15 protein-coding genes and 1 pseudogene are annotated in these 17,955 nt (G+C 37.3%); 10 read left to right on the top strand and 6 right to left on the bottom strand.

Features of this window, described 5'->3' with window-relative positions; all coding sequences use genetic code 11:
- Window positions 1-122 precede the first annotated feature (122 nt).
- The 5 genes from EL121_RS09280 to EL121_RS09260 all read left to right on the top strand — a co-directional run bounded on the left by EL121_RS09280 (window position 123) and on the right by EL121_RS09260 (window position 3,557).
- A complete protein-coding gene (locus tag EL121_RS09280) occupies window positions 123-506 on the top strand; it encodes a YgiW/YdeI family stress tolerance OB fold protein (protein ID WP_039196330.1) in 384 nt (127 codons plus the stop codon).
- 36 nt (window positions 507-542) lie between these two features.
- A complete protein-coding gene (locus EL121_RS09275) occupies window positions 543-911 on the top strand; it encodes a YgiW/YdeI family stress tolerance OB fold protein (RefSeq protein WP_039196329.1) in 369 nt (122 codons plus the stop codon).
- A 59-nt stretch (window positions 912-970) separates the two neighbouring features.
- The gene (locus EL121_RS09270) at window positions 971-1,330 is read left to right on the top strand and encodes a YgiW/YdeI family stress tolerance OB fold protein (RefSeq protein WP_039196328.1); all 360 of its coding nucleotides are present in this window, start codon (window positions 971-973) and stop codon (window positions 1,328-1,330) included.
- 195 nt (window positions 1,331-1,525) lie between these two features.
- Window positions 1,526-2,191: a response regulator gene (locus tag EL121_RS09265; protein ID WP_039196327.1), complete on the top strand. Its 666-nt coding sequence runs from the start codon at window positions 1,526-1,528 to the stop codon at window positions 2,189-2,191.
- A complete protein-coding gene (locus EL121_RS09260) occupies window positions 2,184-3,557 on the top strand; it encodes an ATP-binding protein (RefSeq protein ID WP_039196326.1) in 1,374 nt (457 codons plus the stop codon). Before EL121_RS09265 ends, EL121_RS09260 begins: the two co-directional genes overlap by 8 nt.
- Window positions 3,558-3,680: 123 nt before the next feature.
- Here EL121_RS09260 and EL121_RS09255 read toward each other — a convergent pair whose 3' ends face one another.
- On the bottom strand, window positions 3,681-4,814 hold the full coding sequence (locus tag EL121_RS09255) for a calcium-binding protein (protein ID WP_039196325.1): 1,134 nt from the start codon (window positions 4,812-4,814) through the stop codon (window positions 3,681-3,683).
- Between the two features lie 364 nt (window positions 4,815-5,178).
- On the opposite strand from EL121_RS09255, the gene galT reads away from it, so the two are divergent.
- From galT to EL121_RS09235, 4 genes are all read left to right on the top strand, one after another.
- Window positions 5,179-6,228, top strand: a complete 1,050-nt coding sequence (galT, locus tag EL121_RS09250; RefSeq protein WP_039196324.1) for a galactose-1-phosphate uridylyltransferase — start codon at window positions 5,179-5,181, stop codon at window positions 6,226-6,228.
- Between the two features lie 18 nt (window positions 6,229-6,246).
- Window positions 6,247-7,401: a galactokinase gene (gene galK / locus EL121_RS09245; protein ID WP_039196323.1), complete on the top strand. Its 1,155-nt coding sequence runs from the start codon at window positions 6,247-6,249 to the stop codon at window positions 7,399-7,401.
- A gap of 63 nt (window positions 7,402-7,464) precedes the next feature.
- Window positions 7,465-8,433, top strand: a complete 969-nt coding sequence (locus EL121_RS09240; protein WP_039196322.1) for a galactose-1-epimerase — start codon at window positions 7,465-7,467, stop codon at window positions 8,431-8,433.
- A gap of 24 nt (window positions 8,434-8,457) precedes the next feature.
- On the top strand, window positions 8,458-11,478 hold the full coding sequence (locus EL121_RS09235; protein ID WP_039196321.1) for a glycoside hydrolase family 2 TIM barrel-domain containing protein: 3,021 nt from the start codon (window positions 8,458-8,460) through the stop codon (window positions 11,476-11,478).
- Between the two features lie 126 nt (window positions 11,479-11,604).
- Here the strand turns inward: EL121_RS09235 and EL121_RS09230 are convergent, their stop codons facing one another.
- The 5 genes and pseudogenes from EL121_RS09230 to EL121_RS11705 form a co-directional block, all read right to left on the bottom strand.
- Window positions 11,605-12,087, bottom strand: a complete 483-nt coding sequence (locus EL121_RS09230) for a hypothetical protein (protein ID WP_039196320.1) — start codon at window positions 12,085-12,087, stop codon at window positions 11,605-11,607.
- Between the two features lie 262 nt (window positions 12,088-12,349).
- A complete protein-coding gene (locus tag EL121_RS09225) occupies window positions 12,350-12,862 on the bottom strand; it encodes a hypothetical protein (protein ID WP_052190373.1) in 513 nt (170 codons plus the stop codon).
- 24 nt (window positions 12,863-12,886) lie between these two features.
- Window positions 12,887-13,960, bottom strand: coding sequence for an IS1595 family transposase (locus EL121_RS09220; protein WP_039196319.1), 1,074 nt, complete (start codon window positions 13,958-13,960; stop codon window positions 12,887-12,889).
- Window positions 13,961-14,266: 306 nt separating this feature from the next.
- Window positions 14,267-14,392 (bottom strand): annotated as a pseudogene (locus EL121_RS11785) (IS1595 family transposase); the annotation flags it as partial.
- A gap of 71 nt (window positions 14,393-14,463) precedes the next feature.
- The gene (locus EL121_RS11705; protein WP_269419891.1) at window positions 14,464-14,598 is read right to left on the bottom strand and encodes a hypothetical protein; all 135 of its coding nucleotides are present in this window, start codon (window positions 14,596-14,598) and stop codon (window positions 14,464-14,466) included.
- Between the two features lie 291 nt (window positions 14,599-14,889).
- Here EL121_RS11705 and EL121_RS09210 point away from each other — a divergent pair, with 291 nt between their 5' ends.
- Window positions 14,890-17,895 (top strand): Eco57I restriction-modification methylase domain-containing protein, encoded by a 3,006-nt coding sequence (locus EL121_RS09210; protein WP_039196318.1) that lies wholly within the window; start codon window positions 14,890-14,892, stop codon window positions 17,893-17,895.
- The last annotated feature ends 60 nt before the right edge of the window (window positions 17,896-17,955 follow it).

Below are 17,955 nucleotides of genomic sequence, written 5' to 3'. Positions count from 1 at the left end.
TGGTTTAATACACACATCGATAAGGTGCAGCCTTTATATTTATTTTTTATTTAACGATTGTTTATTTTTATTTCTTTGATTTTTATCTTTGTTATTTAACGACTTTTACTCGGAGCAAATTTATGAAAAAACTTTTAGCTTTAACTGCAATTTTAGCAATCTCTTCACCGGCAATGGCTGGATTTGAAAGCACAACCTCAGCGAATAACGGAGGTTTTAAATCTAACCATACAAACATTCAAGCTGCAACAATCAAGAACGTAGCACAAGCAAAGAAAGCTCGTGATAATGCACATTTCGCTCTGACCGGAAACATTATCAATTGCTACGATAACGATGATTGTACCTTCAAAGATTCAACCGGTTCTGTACATATCGATATTGAAGACGGCGCATGGCAAGGCAAAACGGTAAATGCAAATAATCGTGTGCGTATTTCAGGCAAAGTTGACCATGATGACGGCCGAGTGACTTTAGATGTAAATAACATCACTGTTTTAAAATAATCTAATAAACAATAAAAATTTAATTAGGAATGTTCTATGAAAAAAGTATTAGTTTTAACGACGCTTCTCTCTTTATCTGCAGCTTCAATGGCAAATTTTGAAGGTTCTACGGCACAACAAGGCGGCTTTAGCGGTGAAGGTGCAAAAACAGCTCCGACTTCCGTTGCACAAGCACTCGAAGCGTGGGACGATGCACCGGTAAAATTAACCGGCTATATCACCAAGCAAATCGATCACGATGAGTTCTATTTTAAAGATGCTAGCGGTGAAATTAAAATCGAAGTGGAAGATCACGCTTGGAACGGACAAAATGTCACCCCGAAAGACAAAATTACCATTGAAGGTAAAGTAGATAAAAATGATTGGGATAAATCCAGCATTGACGTATATAGCATTAAAAAATAATGCTTAGTTATTTAAGGCAGTATTTCTGCCCGACCAACTTTTATATTAGGAGTTTTAATATGAAAAAATTGACTGTTCTCTCAACATTAGCGGTAGCAACATTATTAGCAGCCTGTTCTCAACCGACTTCTCAAAATCAAACGTTTGGCGCTAACACAGCCAGTATCGTTACTGTTGCACAAGCAAAATCATCACACGATGATAGCCGTGTAACATTAGAAGGTAAAATTCTTCGCCAAGTGGATAATGACGAATATATTTTCGCGGATTCAACCGGCGATATTAAAATTGAGATTGATGATCACGTATGGAACGGTTTAAACGTGACCCCAAGCGATAAAATTCGTATCCAGGGTAAACTAGATAAAGAAACCTTCAATTCATCGATTGATGTTTATGCGGTTGAGAAAGCGCAATAGTTGCTGACTTATTCTCGAAGTATTGTGTGTTATGTTGTTTAGTTTTAAATAGTTGGTAAAATTTTGCCCATATCAGACAGAATTGCAAAGCAAAGTTAACCAACTACTCTTATTCCTTACAAGCGGTTAAATTCTGCAAATTTTTTGCAAAATTCAACCGCTTGTTTGCTTATTTAAAGGTTTAAAGGATACGAAATGCGTATATTGCTTATTGAAGATGATAAACTCATCGGCGACGGCTTAAAACTTGGGCTGACTAAACAAAATTTTGTCGTCGATTGGTTTCAAGATGGGAAACACGGTTTTGACGCACTATTCTCCACCCAATACGATGCAGTGGTACTTGATCTGAGCCTGCCGAAAATGGATGGTTTAGATATTTTGAAACGTTGGCGCAAAGAAAATCAAGATATACCGGTGTTAATTCTGACTGCTCGAGATACGCTCGATGATCGTATTCTTGGCTTTAACTCAGGCGCTGACGATTACCTTTGCAAACCCTTTGCATTAATGGAAGTGGTTGTTCGCTTACAAGCATTGGTTCGTCGCCGTTATCAACAAAGCTCAAGTGAAATTGTGATCGGCAGTTTACGTATTGATAATAATACCCACAGCGTCACATTAGCAGACACCCCTATCATTTTAACCGCCAAAGAATTTCAGCTATTGCAGCTGTTTGTAAGCAATAAAGACAAAGTGCTGACACGTTCCTCAATCGAGGAGAAATTGTATAGCTGGGATAACGATATCGGTAGTAACACCCTTGAAGTCTATATCCATAATTTACGTAAGAAACTAGGTAAAAGTTGGATAAAAACAGTACATGGCGTAGGCTACCGTTTAGGATCTGAAGATGGCTAAAGTATTAAAAAATCGTAGTCTAAAATATCGTTTACTTGCCGCCCTTTCGGGTATATCGCTACTGATTTGGCTGATTTCCGCTATGATTGAATGGCGTGTACTCAATAAGGAAATTAACGAACTGTTCGACTCTCAACAAATTTTCTTTGCCGAACGTTTAGCTTCATCAAATATTGCCGAAGGGTTTCATACCGTCCAAAATAAAGGTGGATTTTATCAAGCGGATGTAGATGATGATGCGCTGGCTTTTGCTATCTTTACCGATAAAGGCGAGCAAATTATTAATGATGGGCGTGACGGACAATTTTTTACTTTTACCCCGGTAGAAGGTTTTCAAAATATTCAGCTCACTGAGGCTGATGATGACATCGGTGACGATCAAGATATTTGGCGCATTTATTGGCTAAAAGATAATGATGTTTATATTGCAGTCGGGCAAGAAATTGATTACCGAAACGATTTAATTAATAAAACGATTATCTCGCAGTCTTGGAGCTGGTTATTCGGTTTTCCGATGACAATCTTAGCGATTTTATGGATTATTCATCGTGAATTTATCAGCTTAAAACGATTGGAAAATGATGTTGCATTGCGTAAGCCGGACGAGCTGAAAGCAATCAGCACAGCACAATTACCCAGCGAAATTATTCCGTTGGTCAATAATCTCAATCATTATTTTGAGCGTACACAAACGATGTTCAATCGAGAAAGACGTTTTACATCAGATGCAGCACATGAATTGCGTAGCCCGCTTGCCGGCTTGCGAATTCAAACCGAGATAGCGCAAATGACGTTAGACGATCCGATTGAGCACGGTAAAGCGCTACAAAATATGACAAATAGTATCGACCGAATTGCGCAATTGATTGAGCAGCTACTCACGCTTTCTCGCTTGGAAAACTTAACCGAACTAGAACAATTAGAACCTATTAATTGGCGAAAATTGATAGAAAATAATGTTAGTCAGCTTTACCAACAGCTAGAAAACAAGCGGTCGGAAATCATTGTCGATTTGCAAGCTGAACCCCAAGCACAGTTAGGTAAAACCTTGTTGCTTAATCTAGTGTTACGAAATCTGATTGATAATGCGATTAACTACACACCGGAAGAAAGCCTTATCAAGATCACACTATCAACGGATAGTCTCGTCGTAGAAGATAATGGCAATGGGGTGAGTGATGAAGATTTGGCTAAGCTGGGTCAGCCGTTCTACCGTCCGGTCGATCGTCCGGTGCAATCCAGTCAAGATGAAAGAGGCAGCGGCTTAGGTATTTCAATTATTAAACGTATTGTCGAATTACATCGTTTCGAATTGAAATTAAGTCGTAGTGAAATGGGCGGATTAAAGGCAGAAATATTCTTTTAAGCCGACACATATCGAAGAAATGTCCCAAATAACAAGCGGTCTAGTTTCAGCAAGAATTTGCAAATTCTTAAAAAATTAGACCGCTTTCATTTTTTATATAACTAACTATATTCCAAACACTGATTAGAATACAAATGCGTTAGCATATTCCGGATAAGTGATCGGTGAGATTTCCGAAATTGGAATCATGAGATCGTTATAACCAGATACTTCAATCTCAAAGTTTGGTTCTGGGTTTTCCGCTTCTAATACAGGTACTTCCGGTAAACCGAACATATCGGAGATCTCTTCTGTTGTGAAGAAATCATTACCGAAGATAAATTTGTTCACACCGATTGTTTTACCGCCATTTGAGTATTGGTCGTAAATGAAAACCTGATCATCCGTACCATTCACACGAATATTCCAGCTCACATTACCTAAATCATTTGTTGTCGCATCAATAGTAATGTCTTGAGGGCGAATACCGTTCGCAAATTGTAGAGTATTTTCACCTTCAACATCGAAGATTTCATCACGACCGGCACCTTTATAGAAATAGTAAGTATCGTTACCCGCACCACCATAAAGGAAGTCGCTACCGTTACCGCCATTTAGCCAGTCTGCACCGTCTGAACCATATAATGTATCGTCACCATAGCCGCCTAATAAACGATCATTACCGGCACCACCGGTAATCAGATCATCACCAGCCTCGCCCATAATAAAATCATTACCATTTAAGCCGTGGATCGTATCACTTTCACGTGTGCCATACAGACTATCAGAATAATCCGTACCAAATTTAACAGTGCTACTTGAAGCGATATCCTGTACGTCAAAATGGATCGAATAATTCGTATTATAAACTTCATCAACGTCCACAACATTCGAGTTATTCGGTTCCACATGAAGTTTTACATGGATTCTTGTATCTTCAGAGCTAGGATTATCCGGTAAGAAATAAAGACGGCTATGTTCCGTATTTCTTAAATCACGATATACCCAGCTATTATTGTCTGAGTCGTTAATTTCACGATAACTACCATCGTTATTAACCAGAAGTAAACGTCCGCCGCTAATGTCATCAAAAATAACTCGATCACGATAGCTTGGTGGCGCTACCCAACGGTTAATTAATACCAATGTTGCCTGATCATCATCAATCACAAATTGTTTTAAATACTGAACAGGACCTGGTGGTTTAGGTTGATATGGGACAGGTTGAGGATTTCTGCTGATTGGCAAATTCCAGAAATTAAAGGTATCGAAAGCCATATACACTCCTTATGTATAAAATGGAAGAAGAACGCTCGCACTGTATAGAATACATACGCCGAACGCCAGCCTGACCACTACTGGTACATCTTGCACCAATCAAGCTTAGACCAATTTTGCTATAAAAAAATAAATCATTCCCTATAATTTACATAAAATTTATAATCATAAAAAAATCGTGATCTCGCTCACATTTTTTAGAATTTCTGCTTTAAAAACAAAAATGGTAACGTTAACATTTCAATATCTAACCAAGATTTGAAAAATCAGTAAGCCAAAATTGGCTTCTGTGATCATAATCACAGCCTTAGTTCAAATTGTCGGTTATACTCCGATAATGAAACTTGAATTGGAGCAATTCTACATGAGCGAAAAATTTATCCTAAATGATCACCCTCACCGTCGTTTTAATCCATTAAAAAATCAATGGATTCTCGTTTCGCCTCACCGAGCAAAACGCCCGTGGCAAGGTCAACAAGAAGAAACGGTTGTCGATGATAAACCTAGTTATGATCCGACTTGCTATCTTTGCCCAAGCAATAAACGTATTACCGGCGAGCAAAATCCTGCTTATACCAAACCTTTCGTATTTAAAAACGATTTCTCGGCACTATTACCTGATACACCCGCACCGGAAGCAAATACTGATCCGCTATTTCAAATTTCACATACCCAAGGCGAAAGCCGTGTGATTTGCTTCTCGCCCGATCACAGTAAAACCTTACCGCAACTTTCGGTGGCTGAAATTGAGCAAGTCGTACAAGTTTGGCAAGAACAAGCTAACGAATTAAAAACGTGTTATCAATGGGTTCAAATTTTTGAAAACAAAGGCGCCATGATGGGTTGCTCTAACCCTCACCCACACGGTCAGATTTGGGCAAGTAATTTCTTACCGAATGAAATAACGATTGAAGACGAATGTCAGGCGAATTACTTCTCACAATACGGTCGCCCATTGTTACTGGATTATGCGGAACGTGAATTAACCAAAAAAGAACGTATTGTAGTAGAAACTGAAGATTGGATTGCGGTTGTGCCTTATTGGGCTGGCTGGCCGTTTGAAACGTTACTGTTACCAAAACGTAAACACTTTAAGCGAATTACCGATTTAAACGAAGCAGAACGAGCTGATTTAGCTCTCGCACTTAAAAAACTAACCACTCGCTACGATAACTTATTTAATATCAGTTTCCCGTATTCGATGGGCTTCCATTTCGCACCGTTTAATGAAAGTGATAATGCACATTGGCAGCTACACGCCCATTTCTATCCACCGCTGTTACGTTCGGCAACCGTACGTAAATTTATGGTCGGCTACGAGATGATGGCGGAAAGTCAGCGAGACCTGACACCGGAACAAGCGGCAGAAAGATTAAATGCGGTGAGCGACAGCGTTCACTATAAAGATCAATAAAAAGAAGAGAAAGAGACAATGAAACCACAACAACTTGCGATACAAAAATTTGCCGAACATTACGGCTATTCGGCTGCTCAAACCGTATTCGCTCCGGGACGAGTCAATATTATCGGTGAACACACCGATTACAATGACGGCTTTGTAATGCCTTGTGCAATTAACTACGGTATGGCGGTCAGCTTTAGTAAACGTGACGATTCGGTTTGGCGAGTCTATGCGATCGATATTAACCAACAAGATGAGTTCGATCTTAGCCAACCGATTGAACCGTCCAAACACAAATGGGCGAATTACGTACGTGGCGTAGTAAAATATATTCAGGCGAAATGTCCAGAGTTTAAACAAGGTGCGGATTTAGTGATGACGAGTGACGTACCGATGTCTTCCGGTTTAAGTTCTTCCGCCGCATTAGAAATTTCAATCGGTAAAACCGCACAAGTGTTAGGTGATTTGCCACTTAGTTTGGCGGAAATCGCCTTAATCGGACAACAAGCTGAGAACAAATTTGTCGGCGCGAATTGCGGCAATATGGATCAACTTACCTCGGCGCTCGGACAAAAAGATCAATTAATTATGATTGATTGCCGTTCGCTAGAAATTACCCCAACACCGGTTCCGCACGGTTATTCGATTGCGATTATCAACTCTAACGTTAAACACGACTTAGTGACCGGTGAATATAACAGCCGCCGCAAAGAATGCGAATTCGCTGCCAAATTCTTTGGGGCAAAAGCATTGCGTGATGTTACGCCGGAACAATTTATTGAGCGAGCCGCAGAACTACAAGCCTTAGATGAATTAGCTTACAAACGTGCAAAACATATCATCAGCGAAAATCAGCGTGTATTAGAAGCGGTTGAAGCTTTAAAAGCAAATGATATGGTCAAACTCGGTCAATTAATGGCCGGGTCTCACGACTCTATGCGTGATGATTTCGAAATTACCATTCCGGAAATTGATTACTTAGTCGAACTGGCACAAGTAGCGATCGGTAAAAATGGCGGCGCACGTATGACTGGTGGTGGCTTCGGTGGTTGTATTGTTTGTTTAGTGCCAAACGAAAAAGTGGAACACTTACGTCAACTCATTGCGGATAACTATGAAAAACAAACCGGTATTAAAGAAACTTTCCACCTTTGTACCGCTTGTGACGGCGTTCATCTTATTTAATGTTTAATTCACGGAAATCACGGAAGATTTTCCGTGGCTTTCCCTCTGCTTGGGATATGAACTATGAAAACATTTACCCTCGAAAACTCATTCCTCAGAATCACACTCTCCGACTTCGGCGCCGCTTGGCGTTCTTGTGTAGTTAAACACCCGAAAGGCGAACGTGAAATATTAGTCACCACATCTGCAGAAAATTGGCAAAATCAGACCGCTTACTTTGGAGCAACTTGTGGTCGTTATGCTAATCGTATTGCTAATGCCGAATATCAGCTTAACGGCAAAACCTATACACTGGCCAAAAATAATGGTGAACATAGCTTACACGGCGGTGTAAAAGGAGCGGATAAGCAAGTTTGGCAAGCGGAGCAACTCGATTCGCAAGCGGTCAAATTTAGCCGAATTTTTGCAGATGGCGAAGAAGGGTTCGGCGGTGAAGTCCATGCCTTTGTCACTTATCGTTTGAATGGAAAAGAAGTCGAAATCGAATTTGAAGCAACCGCCAATCAAGATACCCCGCTCTGCTTTACCAATCACGCTTATTTCAATTTACTCGGCGCAGGTGATGTACTTTCGCATCAATTAATGATTAATGCTGACGAATATTTACCGGTCGGTGCAGATGGTATCCCGATTTTACCGTTTAAAGCGGTTGCTCATACCGGTTTCGATTTTTCAACGCCTAAACCGATCGGGCAAGACTTGCTGAAAGATGCCGATCAACAGTTGGTAAAAGGCTACGATCACGCTTTCAAATTGGTAAAAAATTCTTCAAAACCGACCGCTTGTTTAACGGTTGAAGATCTTGCGCTTGAATTAAAGACCTCAATGCCGGCGTTGCAATGTTATTCGGGGAATTGGCTTGGCGGGCAACCGGATCTGAACGGTTCAACTTATCAAGATTACGCAGGCGTTGCTTTAGAACCGGAATTTTTCCCTGATTCGCCAAACCAAGCTGAACTGGCAAAATTCGGTGGCATTACCAAAGCGGGCGAACGCTATAAACACGATATTCGTTATACCTTTCACTTTTAATTTGTAAACATCGAGGAAATTATCATGATACTGCCAAATTACTTCCAAGATCCGAATATACTCCACGTAAATACCGTTGAACATCACGCTTATTTTATTCCGCATAAACAAAATGAAACGGCTTTAAGCGGCAAGCGTGAACAATCCGACTACTTTACTCTACTCAACGGTCAATGGGATTTTAATTACTTCCAAAGCTATCATGACCTACCGGATAATTTCCTTGATGTTGCGTTTGAACATAAAATTCCGGTGCCGGCAAATTGGCAAAATCACGGTTTTGATCATCATCACTATACGAATATTAACTACCCGTTCCCGTTTGATCCGCCGTTTGTACCACATCAAACTCCGTGCGGCGTATATCATCGTACTGTGCAACTTACCCCGAAAAGCAATAAGCGTTATTTGCTCAATTTTGAAGGCGTAGATTCCTGTTTATTTGTTTACGTGAATAAACAGTTTGTCGGCTATAGTCAAATTAGCCACAATACCTCCGAATTTGATGTTAGCGATTATTTACAAGTCGGCACCAACCATTTAACCGTCGTGGTACTGAAATGGTGTGACGGCAGCTATTTAGAAGACCAAGACAAATTCAGAATGTCGGGCATTTTCCGTGATGTCTATTTGCTTGAGCGTGAACAAAATTATCTACAAGATTTTTTTATTCAATATGAGTTGGATGATGAATTACGTCATGCAAATCTGAAAGTGGAAACGCTGTTTAACCGTCAACCGCAAACGATTGAATATCAATTACTCGATTCGAAAGGCTTTACCGTTTTCAATCAAACCGATACGCAGCTTAATATTGATGTCGAAGATATTCAGTTATGGAATGCCGAAAACCCGCAACTTTACACCTTAATTTTACGTACTGCAGAAGAAGTGATTGTGCAAAAAATCGGTTTTAGAAAAGTGGAAATCAAAGACGGCATTTTGTTATTCAATCAACAACCGATTAAATTTAAAGGGGTAAATCGCCACGATAGCGATCCGAAAACCGGTTATGCGATTAGCTACGCACAAGCGCATAAAGATTTACAGCTAATGAAGCAACATAATATCAACGCGATCCGCACCGCCCATTATCCGAATGCACCTTGGTTTAGCGAGTTATGCGATCAATACGGTTTTTATCTGATTGGTGAAAGTGATGTCGAATCACATGGAGCTTCAATGCTAACCGTCAAAACACCGGAACCGAGTATTTTCTTAAACCATGAAAACGATTTGCAAACCGCACGTATCCGCCAAGATACAATTGATAATTTCTGCTACTTTGCCCGTGATCCGCTGTTCAAAAAAGCGATTTTAGACCGCCAACAAGCCAACGTGGAACGAGACAAAAACCGTACTTCAATTATTATTTGGTCGTTAGGTAATGAATCCGGCTACGGTGCAAACTTTGAAGCGGCGGCAGCATGGATTAAACAACGCGACAAATCTCGTTTAGTCCACTACGAAAGCTCGATTTACCAACATTCTGCCGATAATAATGATCTGTCGAATTTAGATTTTTATAGTGAAATGTACGGCTCAACCGAAGATATCGACCGCTATTGTGCCACTGCGCAAGCCAAACCTTTCGTATTGTGTGAATACAGCCATGCAATGGGTAACTCAAACGGCGATGCGGAAGATTATTGGCAAGCGTTTCATCGTCATCCGCAATCGTGCGGCGGTTTTGTGTGGGAATGGTGCGATCACGCCCCTTACCGTGCTAACGGACAATTCGGTTACGGTGGTGATTTCGGCGAAACTCCGCACGATGGAAATTTCTGTATGGACGGTTTAGTTTCACCGGATCGTATTCCGCACAGTAATTTATTGGAGCTTAAAAATGTGAATCGCCCTGCACGTGCCGAATTAATCGATAACCAAATTGTGATCCACAACTATTTGGATTTCACCGATCTCGCTGATTATCTGACAATTGATTATGAATTTGTCGAAAACGGTGTGGTTACAAGCGGTGGAAATTTATCTGTTTCTTGCAAACCGCACAGCAGCGCAATATTGCCGATTGAGTTACCAAAAAATAACGGGCATTTATGGCTATTGAATTTAGATTATCGCTTAAATACGGCAGTTGAATTATTAGACGAAGCACATTCACTTGGCTTCGAGCAGCTCAATTTATTTAGCGAAAATAAATTAGTGTTACCGCCATGTAAGATTAAAAATAACACGATTGAAAACAGTACATTTGAAGTACAGGAAGATCGTTTCCACATTAACGTACACAACGGTCAATTTAGTTATCAATTAGATAAACAGAAAGGGATTTTCAGCCGTATTGAAAAAGCTGGCAAAGCGATTATTCAACAACCGTTAGATTTTAATATCTGGCGTGCGCCGACCGATAATGATCGTCTCATTCGTGAAGCATGGCAAAATGCCGGCTACGATAAAGCCTATACCAGAGCTTATGAAATTCAGTGGCAACAAAGCGAACAAGCGGTCGAATTTTCAGTAAAATCTGCGATTGTGTCAATTTCTCGTGGTCGTCTTTTAACGCTGGATATTGGTTATCGTATCTTAAATGACGGACAGATTTCGGTGGAAATTAATGCAATCCGCCCAACCGAATTACCGTATTTACCTCGTTTCGGTTTACGCTTCTGGCTTGCTAAAGCGGAAAATGCGGTCGAATATTTCGGTTATGGCGAGCAAGAAAGCTATGTGGATAAACACCATTTAGCGAAGTTAGGCATCTACCGTACCACCGCAAAACAAAATCATACCGATTATGTTAAACCGCAGGAGAACGGCAGCCATTACGGTTGCGAATATCTCAAATCGGAAAATCTGTTTGTGAGTGCAAGCCAACCGTTCAGCTTTAATCTCTCGCCATATACGCAAGAAGAATTAACCGCGAAAAAACATTGCTACGAGCTACGAGAATCCGATTACAGCGTGTTATGTATCGATTACAAAATGAGTGGCATCGGCTCCAACTCTTGCGGCCCGAACTTAAAAGATCAATACCGTTTAATGGAAAACAAGTTTAGTGTGAGATTTGATTTGGTGGTGGGTTAGTTTAACGACGAAATAGGCTGAAGCTTACTTCGTCAATAGCAGAGATGAATTATATTCTTAGCTGGCGCTCGACTCCGTTGAGTGCCTTTATTTATATTTTAAATATTATCTCCCTTTTAAATTTTCTTATCTCATTTTTTCTAACTCATGTAGCGTTTTCAAATCACCACAGTTACCAAAGGCGAGATACTCTGTCACATTCTCTGGCTTTCGATTCTCTGTATAGTATTCCTTATACTTTAAGATCACATACCGATAAGCCTTTCCCTCTAAGGTAAAATCATAGTATTCAGGAGGAAAATCAACAAAGAGTGGTTGAACCTCGCAACAATTTGGATTTAGCTTCTTAAACTCCGCCATGCTGGTATATCGTTTTATATCCCAACTTTCTCCTTTTTCTCCAATCATTCCTTCGGGTTGGTGCTCTAGCACATAGTTAATTGCTCTATCGATTAGTTCCTGTTTGGTATATCTATCATCAAAATAAGTGCCGTCTTTCTCACAATAACCGCTGACCATCAGCTGTTGCCATTGTTCATGTTGATACCATTTGTAACCGATAAAACTCCCTAAGGTTAGTAGCACTATATGGCACACTTTTATTTTCATTATTGCCTCCTTTCAAATTAATAAAAATAATTAACAAACAGTTCATTACAATAACATAATATCTTGACAGATAAAATCAAACTGTCGTCCAACAGTGAATCGTACTAAATAAAAAAGCGGTAGGATTTGCAAATTTTTCCGGTATTATGTAGCAGTTGCACAAAACCAAAACTTGAATAATTAACCGTTGAAAAGAAAGCCTTTAACTTAATGATAAGTTAAAGGCTTTCTGATTTAAAGGATATTGAAAAATATAACTCACTTAAAAAGAAACATCGTCATCGAAATCCCAAACAGGATTTTCCATTTCAGTAGAAGATGCCTTTTTAGATGTTTTTTTACTGACAGAATCTTTTTCCCATAACAAATCTTCCATTACTGGTGGATAGGCAACATTTGCCCTTGCTACAAAATCCGATTGGGTGAGATATTTTCTGATTCGAACCGAGCATCGTAGATTACGTTCATCTTCTGCAAAACTCACTTCAATATCTGAGATATTTGGACTTTCATCGCTCTCTGATTCAGAGAGGTTAATTCTAAACACCGCAAGTACAACTTGATTACCTGCAATTTCATACGCTCCATAAAAAGTAAAGAAATCCGAAGGTAGTCGTTCAACATGTTTCGCCATTGAGCTTAAGTCACTGAATAAGGACATGTAGTTACGTTCAAAGCTCACGTTAGAATAAAGCAAAGCAATCCCTTGCATAAATGCTTGAAAATGCTCGTAAGACATTTTAGTAAGGTTTGTATTGATTCTTTTTTCAGTCATTTTGTATTCCTCTTTGTTGCAATGTTACGCTGCATTTAGGTAGCGTGAATCGTTTGAAGCAGTCAGGCTTGCTAAACCAAACAAGGCTTCGGCTTTTTTATTACCTTGCCAATACCCTATAAAATCTCGTGATGGCAAGGTGTTTAAGCAACATTTTAGTAATTGCTCAAATTTCTCTTTTACACTTTTTCGGCGATTATCTTCTCGCCACGCCATTTCATTGGCATAGAACATCAGATATTTATTATTCATTTTGTGGTAGATACCTGTAATTGCTCGCCGTAAGCGTGCAAAAAAGGATTCGGCAAGATTATTCGTTACACCATCGATCGAACAATACTCTTGCGAATGGTTTACTCGCCATAAATCATAATGAAAGACGAGATTGTCATAAGCAGGGTTTTCGTCAGCATGAATGGTGCTATTCGGCTTGACTAAACGTTGCGTTAAATCCAGTATATCTTGCGTATTTTCTTCTTTTACTACGGCGACAATACTTCTATCAGCCCCTTTCATCACTTCTTGATTAGCTGCACGTTGGCGGAATACCAATACACAAGATTTATCTGCACGCTGATAACGTTTCTTTCGTCTATCAATACGTTTATGACGGAAATTTTTAGGGCGAATGTAGTAATTCACATAAGCACCGTCGATATGTACTTCACCATTTAACGGTGTTAAATCTTTGGCTTTATCAAAGGATTCTCGGAATTTATGTAGCAGTACCCACGCTGTTTTATATTGCACGTTGAGCTTATGTGATAACGTAATGGCAGATAATCCTTTACTTTCAGTCGCAAAATAGAAAATTGCCAATACAATTTTACGCAAGGAAAGTTTTGCACCTTGAAAAATCGTGCCTGCTGTAATAGAAAAACGATGCTGGCAATGTTTGCACTGCCATTGTTTACGAGTGGAAATGAAATAGGCGTGGTGGCGAGTATGGCAATGCGGACAAATAACGTCGTTCATTTCATCTACATTACCCCAACGAGCTTGCTTCAATAGCTGAAAAATCTCGGTATCAGATAAACTCGCCAAGCTATCTACAGATAGCTGGCGTGCTGCCGCTGATAACCGAAAATGTTGTGCCATAGAAACAAAAATCCCTTCATTAAAACTCTGAAATTTCCAAGCCTTTTTAGGCTTAAAAAAACAAAGTCATAATGAAGGGACTATTCTCTGTGGGCAAAAAGATATTATTTTATAGGGTGCTTGTCAAGCGTTTTCTTTTGTCAAGTGCTTTTTGAAATTTTCTGCATTTTTGAATATAGCGAGTGCCAAAAAGGTCTTAGTTCTGTCAAGAGAAATTTTTTGACAAGTTTAATTGATGATATTTTAAACACCTTGAGTGATTATCTTAAGTGGCTTATTCTATAATTTAGACGTACTACTTTGGAGGATTTTATCAGGATTTTCCCGACGGTTGGCTTTTAAAAGTTGCAAGGCTTCGTCTTCACTTAAACGAAATATGTCTTTAAGATAGCATGTGCGTGATTTAGTTGAGAGTAGAAAATGTTGAGTCATAAGCGTATTCCTTGTATATTCAGGGTATTCGCTAGATACACAAAATCGCCAACCTGTCAGAACAGGTCAGCTCAGAAAAGAGCTCCGAATACCGAATATACGCCTGAATAACTCAGACTATAACCACTAAAATGTAGTGATTTGCCACAATATGTGGACTTAGTAATACTCGCTTTCGCCAGTGTGCCACGAAACGTGGATTTCATACTAACTTCCTGTTAGTTGGGTTGGGTAAGTGATTCGTAAGCAATTTTATAACAAGCAAAATACCCCTTACTTGTTACGGTTTCGATTATAATCTATTTTTCAAATTAGTGTATCTTATTCATTTTTAGTCTGTGGACATTAATCCAATCAACACTATTTATGTGGTTATGAGTTATCTAACTAGAGATTAATTCTAAAGTATATTCAGAAAGATGTGGAACGGTTTTAAAATAAAGGCAAGATTCCAGTTAAATTGGTTCATACAAAAATATATTATTGGAGGGAATTTTATGTGTTTAAATGAAGCGAAACAGCAATTAGTAGCATTAGTCAAAAAATATGATGCTGAAAAAGAATTCTATAGTTTATCTTCATATAATGAAGCTCAACTAAGAACAGATTTTTTAGATCCTTTTTTTAGCATACTTGGCTGGGATATAGGTAACTCTAAAAATAAAAGAACATCTGAAAGAGAAGTAATCGTTGAAGAATCATTAAGAGCAAGAGCTTCAGTAAATATAAAGAAGCCAGATTATACATTTAGATTAAATTCCCAAAGAAAGTTTTTTGTTGAAGCTAAAAAGCCGAATGTTCAAATAAAAACAGATTCATCATCTGCACATCAAGTAAGAAGATATGGTTTTACCGCAAAATTAAACATTTCTGTTTTATCTAATTTTGAATACCTTGCCATATATGATTGTTCAGAGAAAGTAGATACTAAACAAGATGCATCATATGCCAGGGTGCGATTGTATAACTATAAAGAATACATAGATAAATTTGATGAAATAATAAAATTGTTAGGAAAAGAAAGTGTTTATTCAGGAAGTTTTGATGAAGAGTGGGTTGATATTTCAGAAAAAATTGATACATCTAAGCAAACAGTAGATAATGTTTTCTTTGAACAAATAAAAAGATGGCGATACTTATTAGGGGAGAATTTAATTAAAGCAAATCCTAACATTCCCAACTTTGAGTTAAATGATGTAATTCAAGATTATATTAATAGCATAATATTTTTAAGGGTTTGTGAAGATAGAAATATTGAATGTTATGAATCCTTACTAGATGTAACGAAAGATGATCAGCACAAAAAATTTAAATCAAACTTAGAAAAAGCTGATAAAAAATATAATTCTGGATTGTTTAAATTAAAATATATAGATCAACTAATAAATTCCCCAGATTCTAATTTATGGATTATATTGAAAGAATTATACTATCCATATAATTCATATTCTTTCTCTGTATTATCTTCTGATTTACTTGGAAGTATATATGAACAGTTTTTAGGGGAAGAACTTATTTTAGAGGATAATCAACTAATCCTCCGTCCAAAGGATTATAACTTAAATAGAGATATTATTAGTACTCCAAACTTTATTATTAGAAGAATTCTTGACTATACCGTTTCTGAGTATTGTAAAGATAAAGATGACATTAAAATTTATCAAGGTAAGTTTTCTGATATAGCCTGTGGTTCAGGAGCGTTCTTATTGGAAGTTTATCAAAGACTGCAAGATATACTTGTAGACTATTATGTTAAAAATGATAAAAATAAATTACAGAAAACTGGGGTAAATCAATATAAATTATATTTTGAAGATAAGAAGACATTATTATTAAGTTGTATATGGGGTATAGATAAAGATTTTAATGCTGTAAAAGCATGCCGATTTGGCTTGCTATTAAAACTTTTAGAACAAGAAAGTGATCTTACTATTCAGAGTGAGAATAGTATATTACCTGATTTAAGCAGAAACATTCTTTGGGGAAATAGTTTAATTGAACCATCAAATAGATTATCTGACCAAGATGAATTAAAAATAAACCCACTTGATTTACGTAATTATAAATTTGATATTATAGTTGGCAACCCTCCATATCTCGCAACTGAATATATGAAATCATTATATCCAGAAGAGTTTGAAATATATAAGGAAAAGTATTTTGTTGCAGATAAACAATTTGATAAGTATTATTTATTTATTGAAAGAGCATTTGATCTATTAAATAATAATGGATTATTAGGTTATATAATACCATCTAAATTTGTAAAGCTAAAATCAGCTGAAAAATTTAGAGAGTTTATTTCACTAAAGCATAATTTCTTGTTTAGATTAATTTCATTTGGTAGTAATCAATTATTTAAAAATAAATCAACATATACTTCAATTGCAATATTTAATAAAAGTAATAAAAATAAACTTTTTCTTTATCAAAACATTAGAGATTATAAAAAATGGTTTGATAGTTCTTCTGTTAACGATGGAGAGGAGAAATATGTTACAGTTTTTAAACATCCACTTTCATATGACACTTGGTATTTGCAGAATCATCAAGATGAATTGGTATTAAATCATTTGAGAAAAATTTGCTCTCCTTTAGAGGAAATTATCGGTAGTAAGTCTATTAGTAATGGGGTACAAACTAGTGCCAATAGCCAATATATTCATACATCAATAGATACAGATGAGAAATATATATATTTTTTATTTGAAGGAAAGGAATTTAAAATAGAAAAAGAATTAACAAAACCATACTTTAAGACAGATAAGAACACCCCTTTATATACTTTTAGAAATGTACAATCTAATAGTTTTTTAATATATCCTTATAGCAGCAATAGAGGTAAATTAGAATTATTGGATATCATGACTATAAAACATAATTATCCCTATGGCTTTAATTTCTTAATGAGAATTAAATCAAGCTTATTGAGTAGAAATATTTTCCCCCCAATAACTGAAAATGATTGGTATAAATATGGTCGTCATCAAGCTTTAGAAAATTGTAATTCTTGTCCTAAAATTATTGTTGGGATTTTATCAAAAGGATATAAATACAGTATAGATCATGAAGGAGTATTCATATCTTCTGGAGGTACCGCAGGATATAGTTTAATCAATATTCCTGCTAACTGTTTATATTCAATATATTATATACAGGCGGTTTTATCCTCAAAATATTCAGAGTGGCTTGTGTCATTATCAGGTGAGATATTTGAAGGAGGGTTTATTGCCAGAGGCACAAAAGTACAAAAACAAATATTAATTCCGAATATCAATTTTAATAATAAAATAGATAAATCTATGCATGATGAAATAGCTCTTTTGCAAAAAAATCTTAATGATCTTTTTTCAAAAATAGAGAAAGCTAATGAAAGAGATTCAATTAGATATGAAAGAATGTTTGAGAGCAAGAAAAGAATGTTAGATGAAAAAATGAAAGAATTATATAATCTAGGCGAGTTAGATGATATAGTTCCATCTATTGAAAATCTATACAGTTAGATAATTTATAAGTGATTGTATGATCTATAACAGATAAGCTTTAATCTTCTAAAGATCATA

The organism is Actinobacillus equuli, assembly GCF_900636745.1.
GTDB lineage: Bacteria > Pseudomonadota > Gammaproteobacteria > Enterobacterales > Pasteurellaceae > Actinobacillus > Actinobacillus equuli.
Note: the sequence above shows the minus strand (reverse complement) of the source record. Positions and strands in the feature narration are given on the sequence as shown.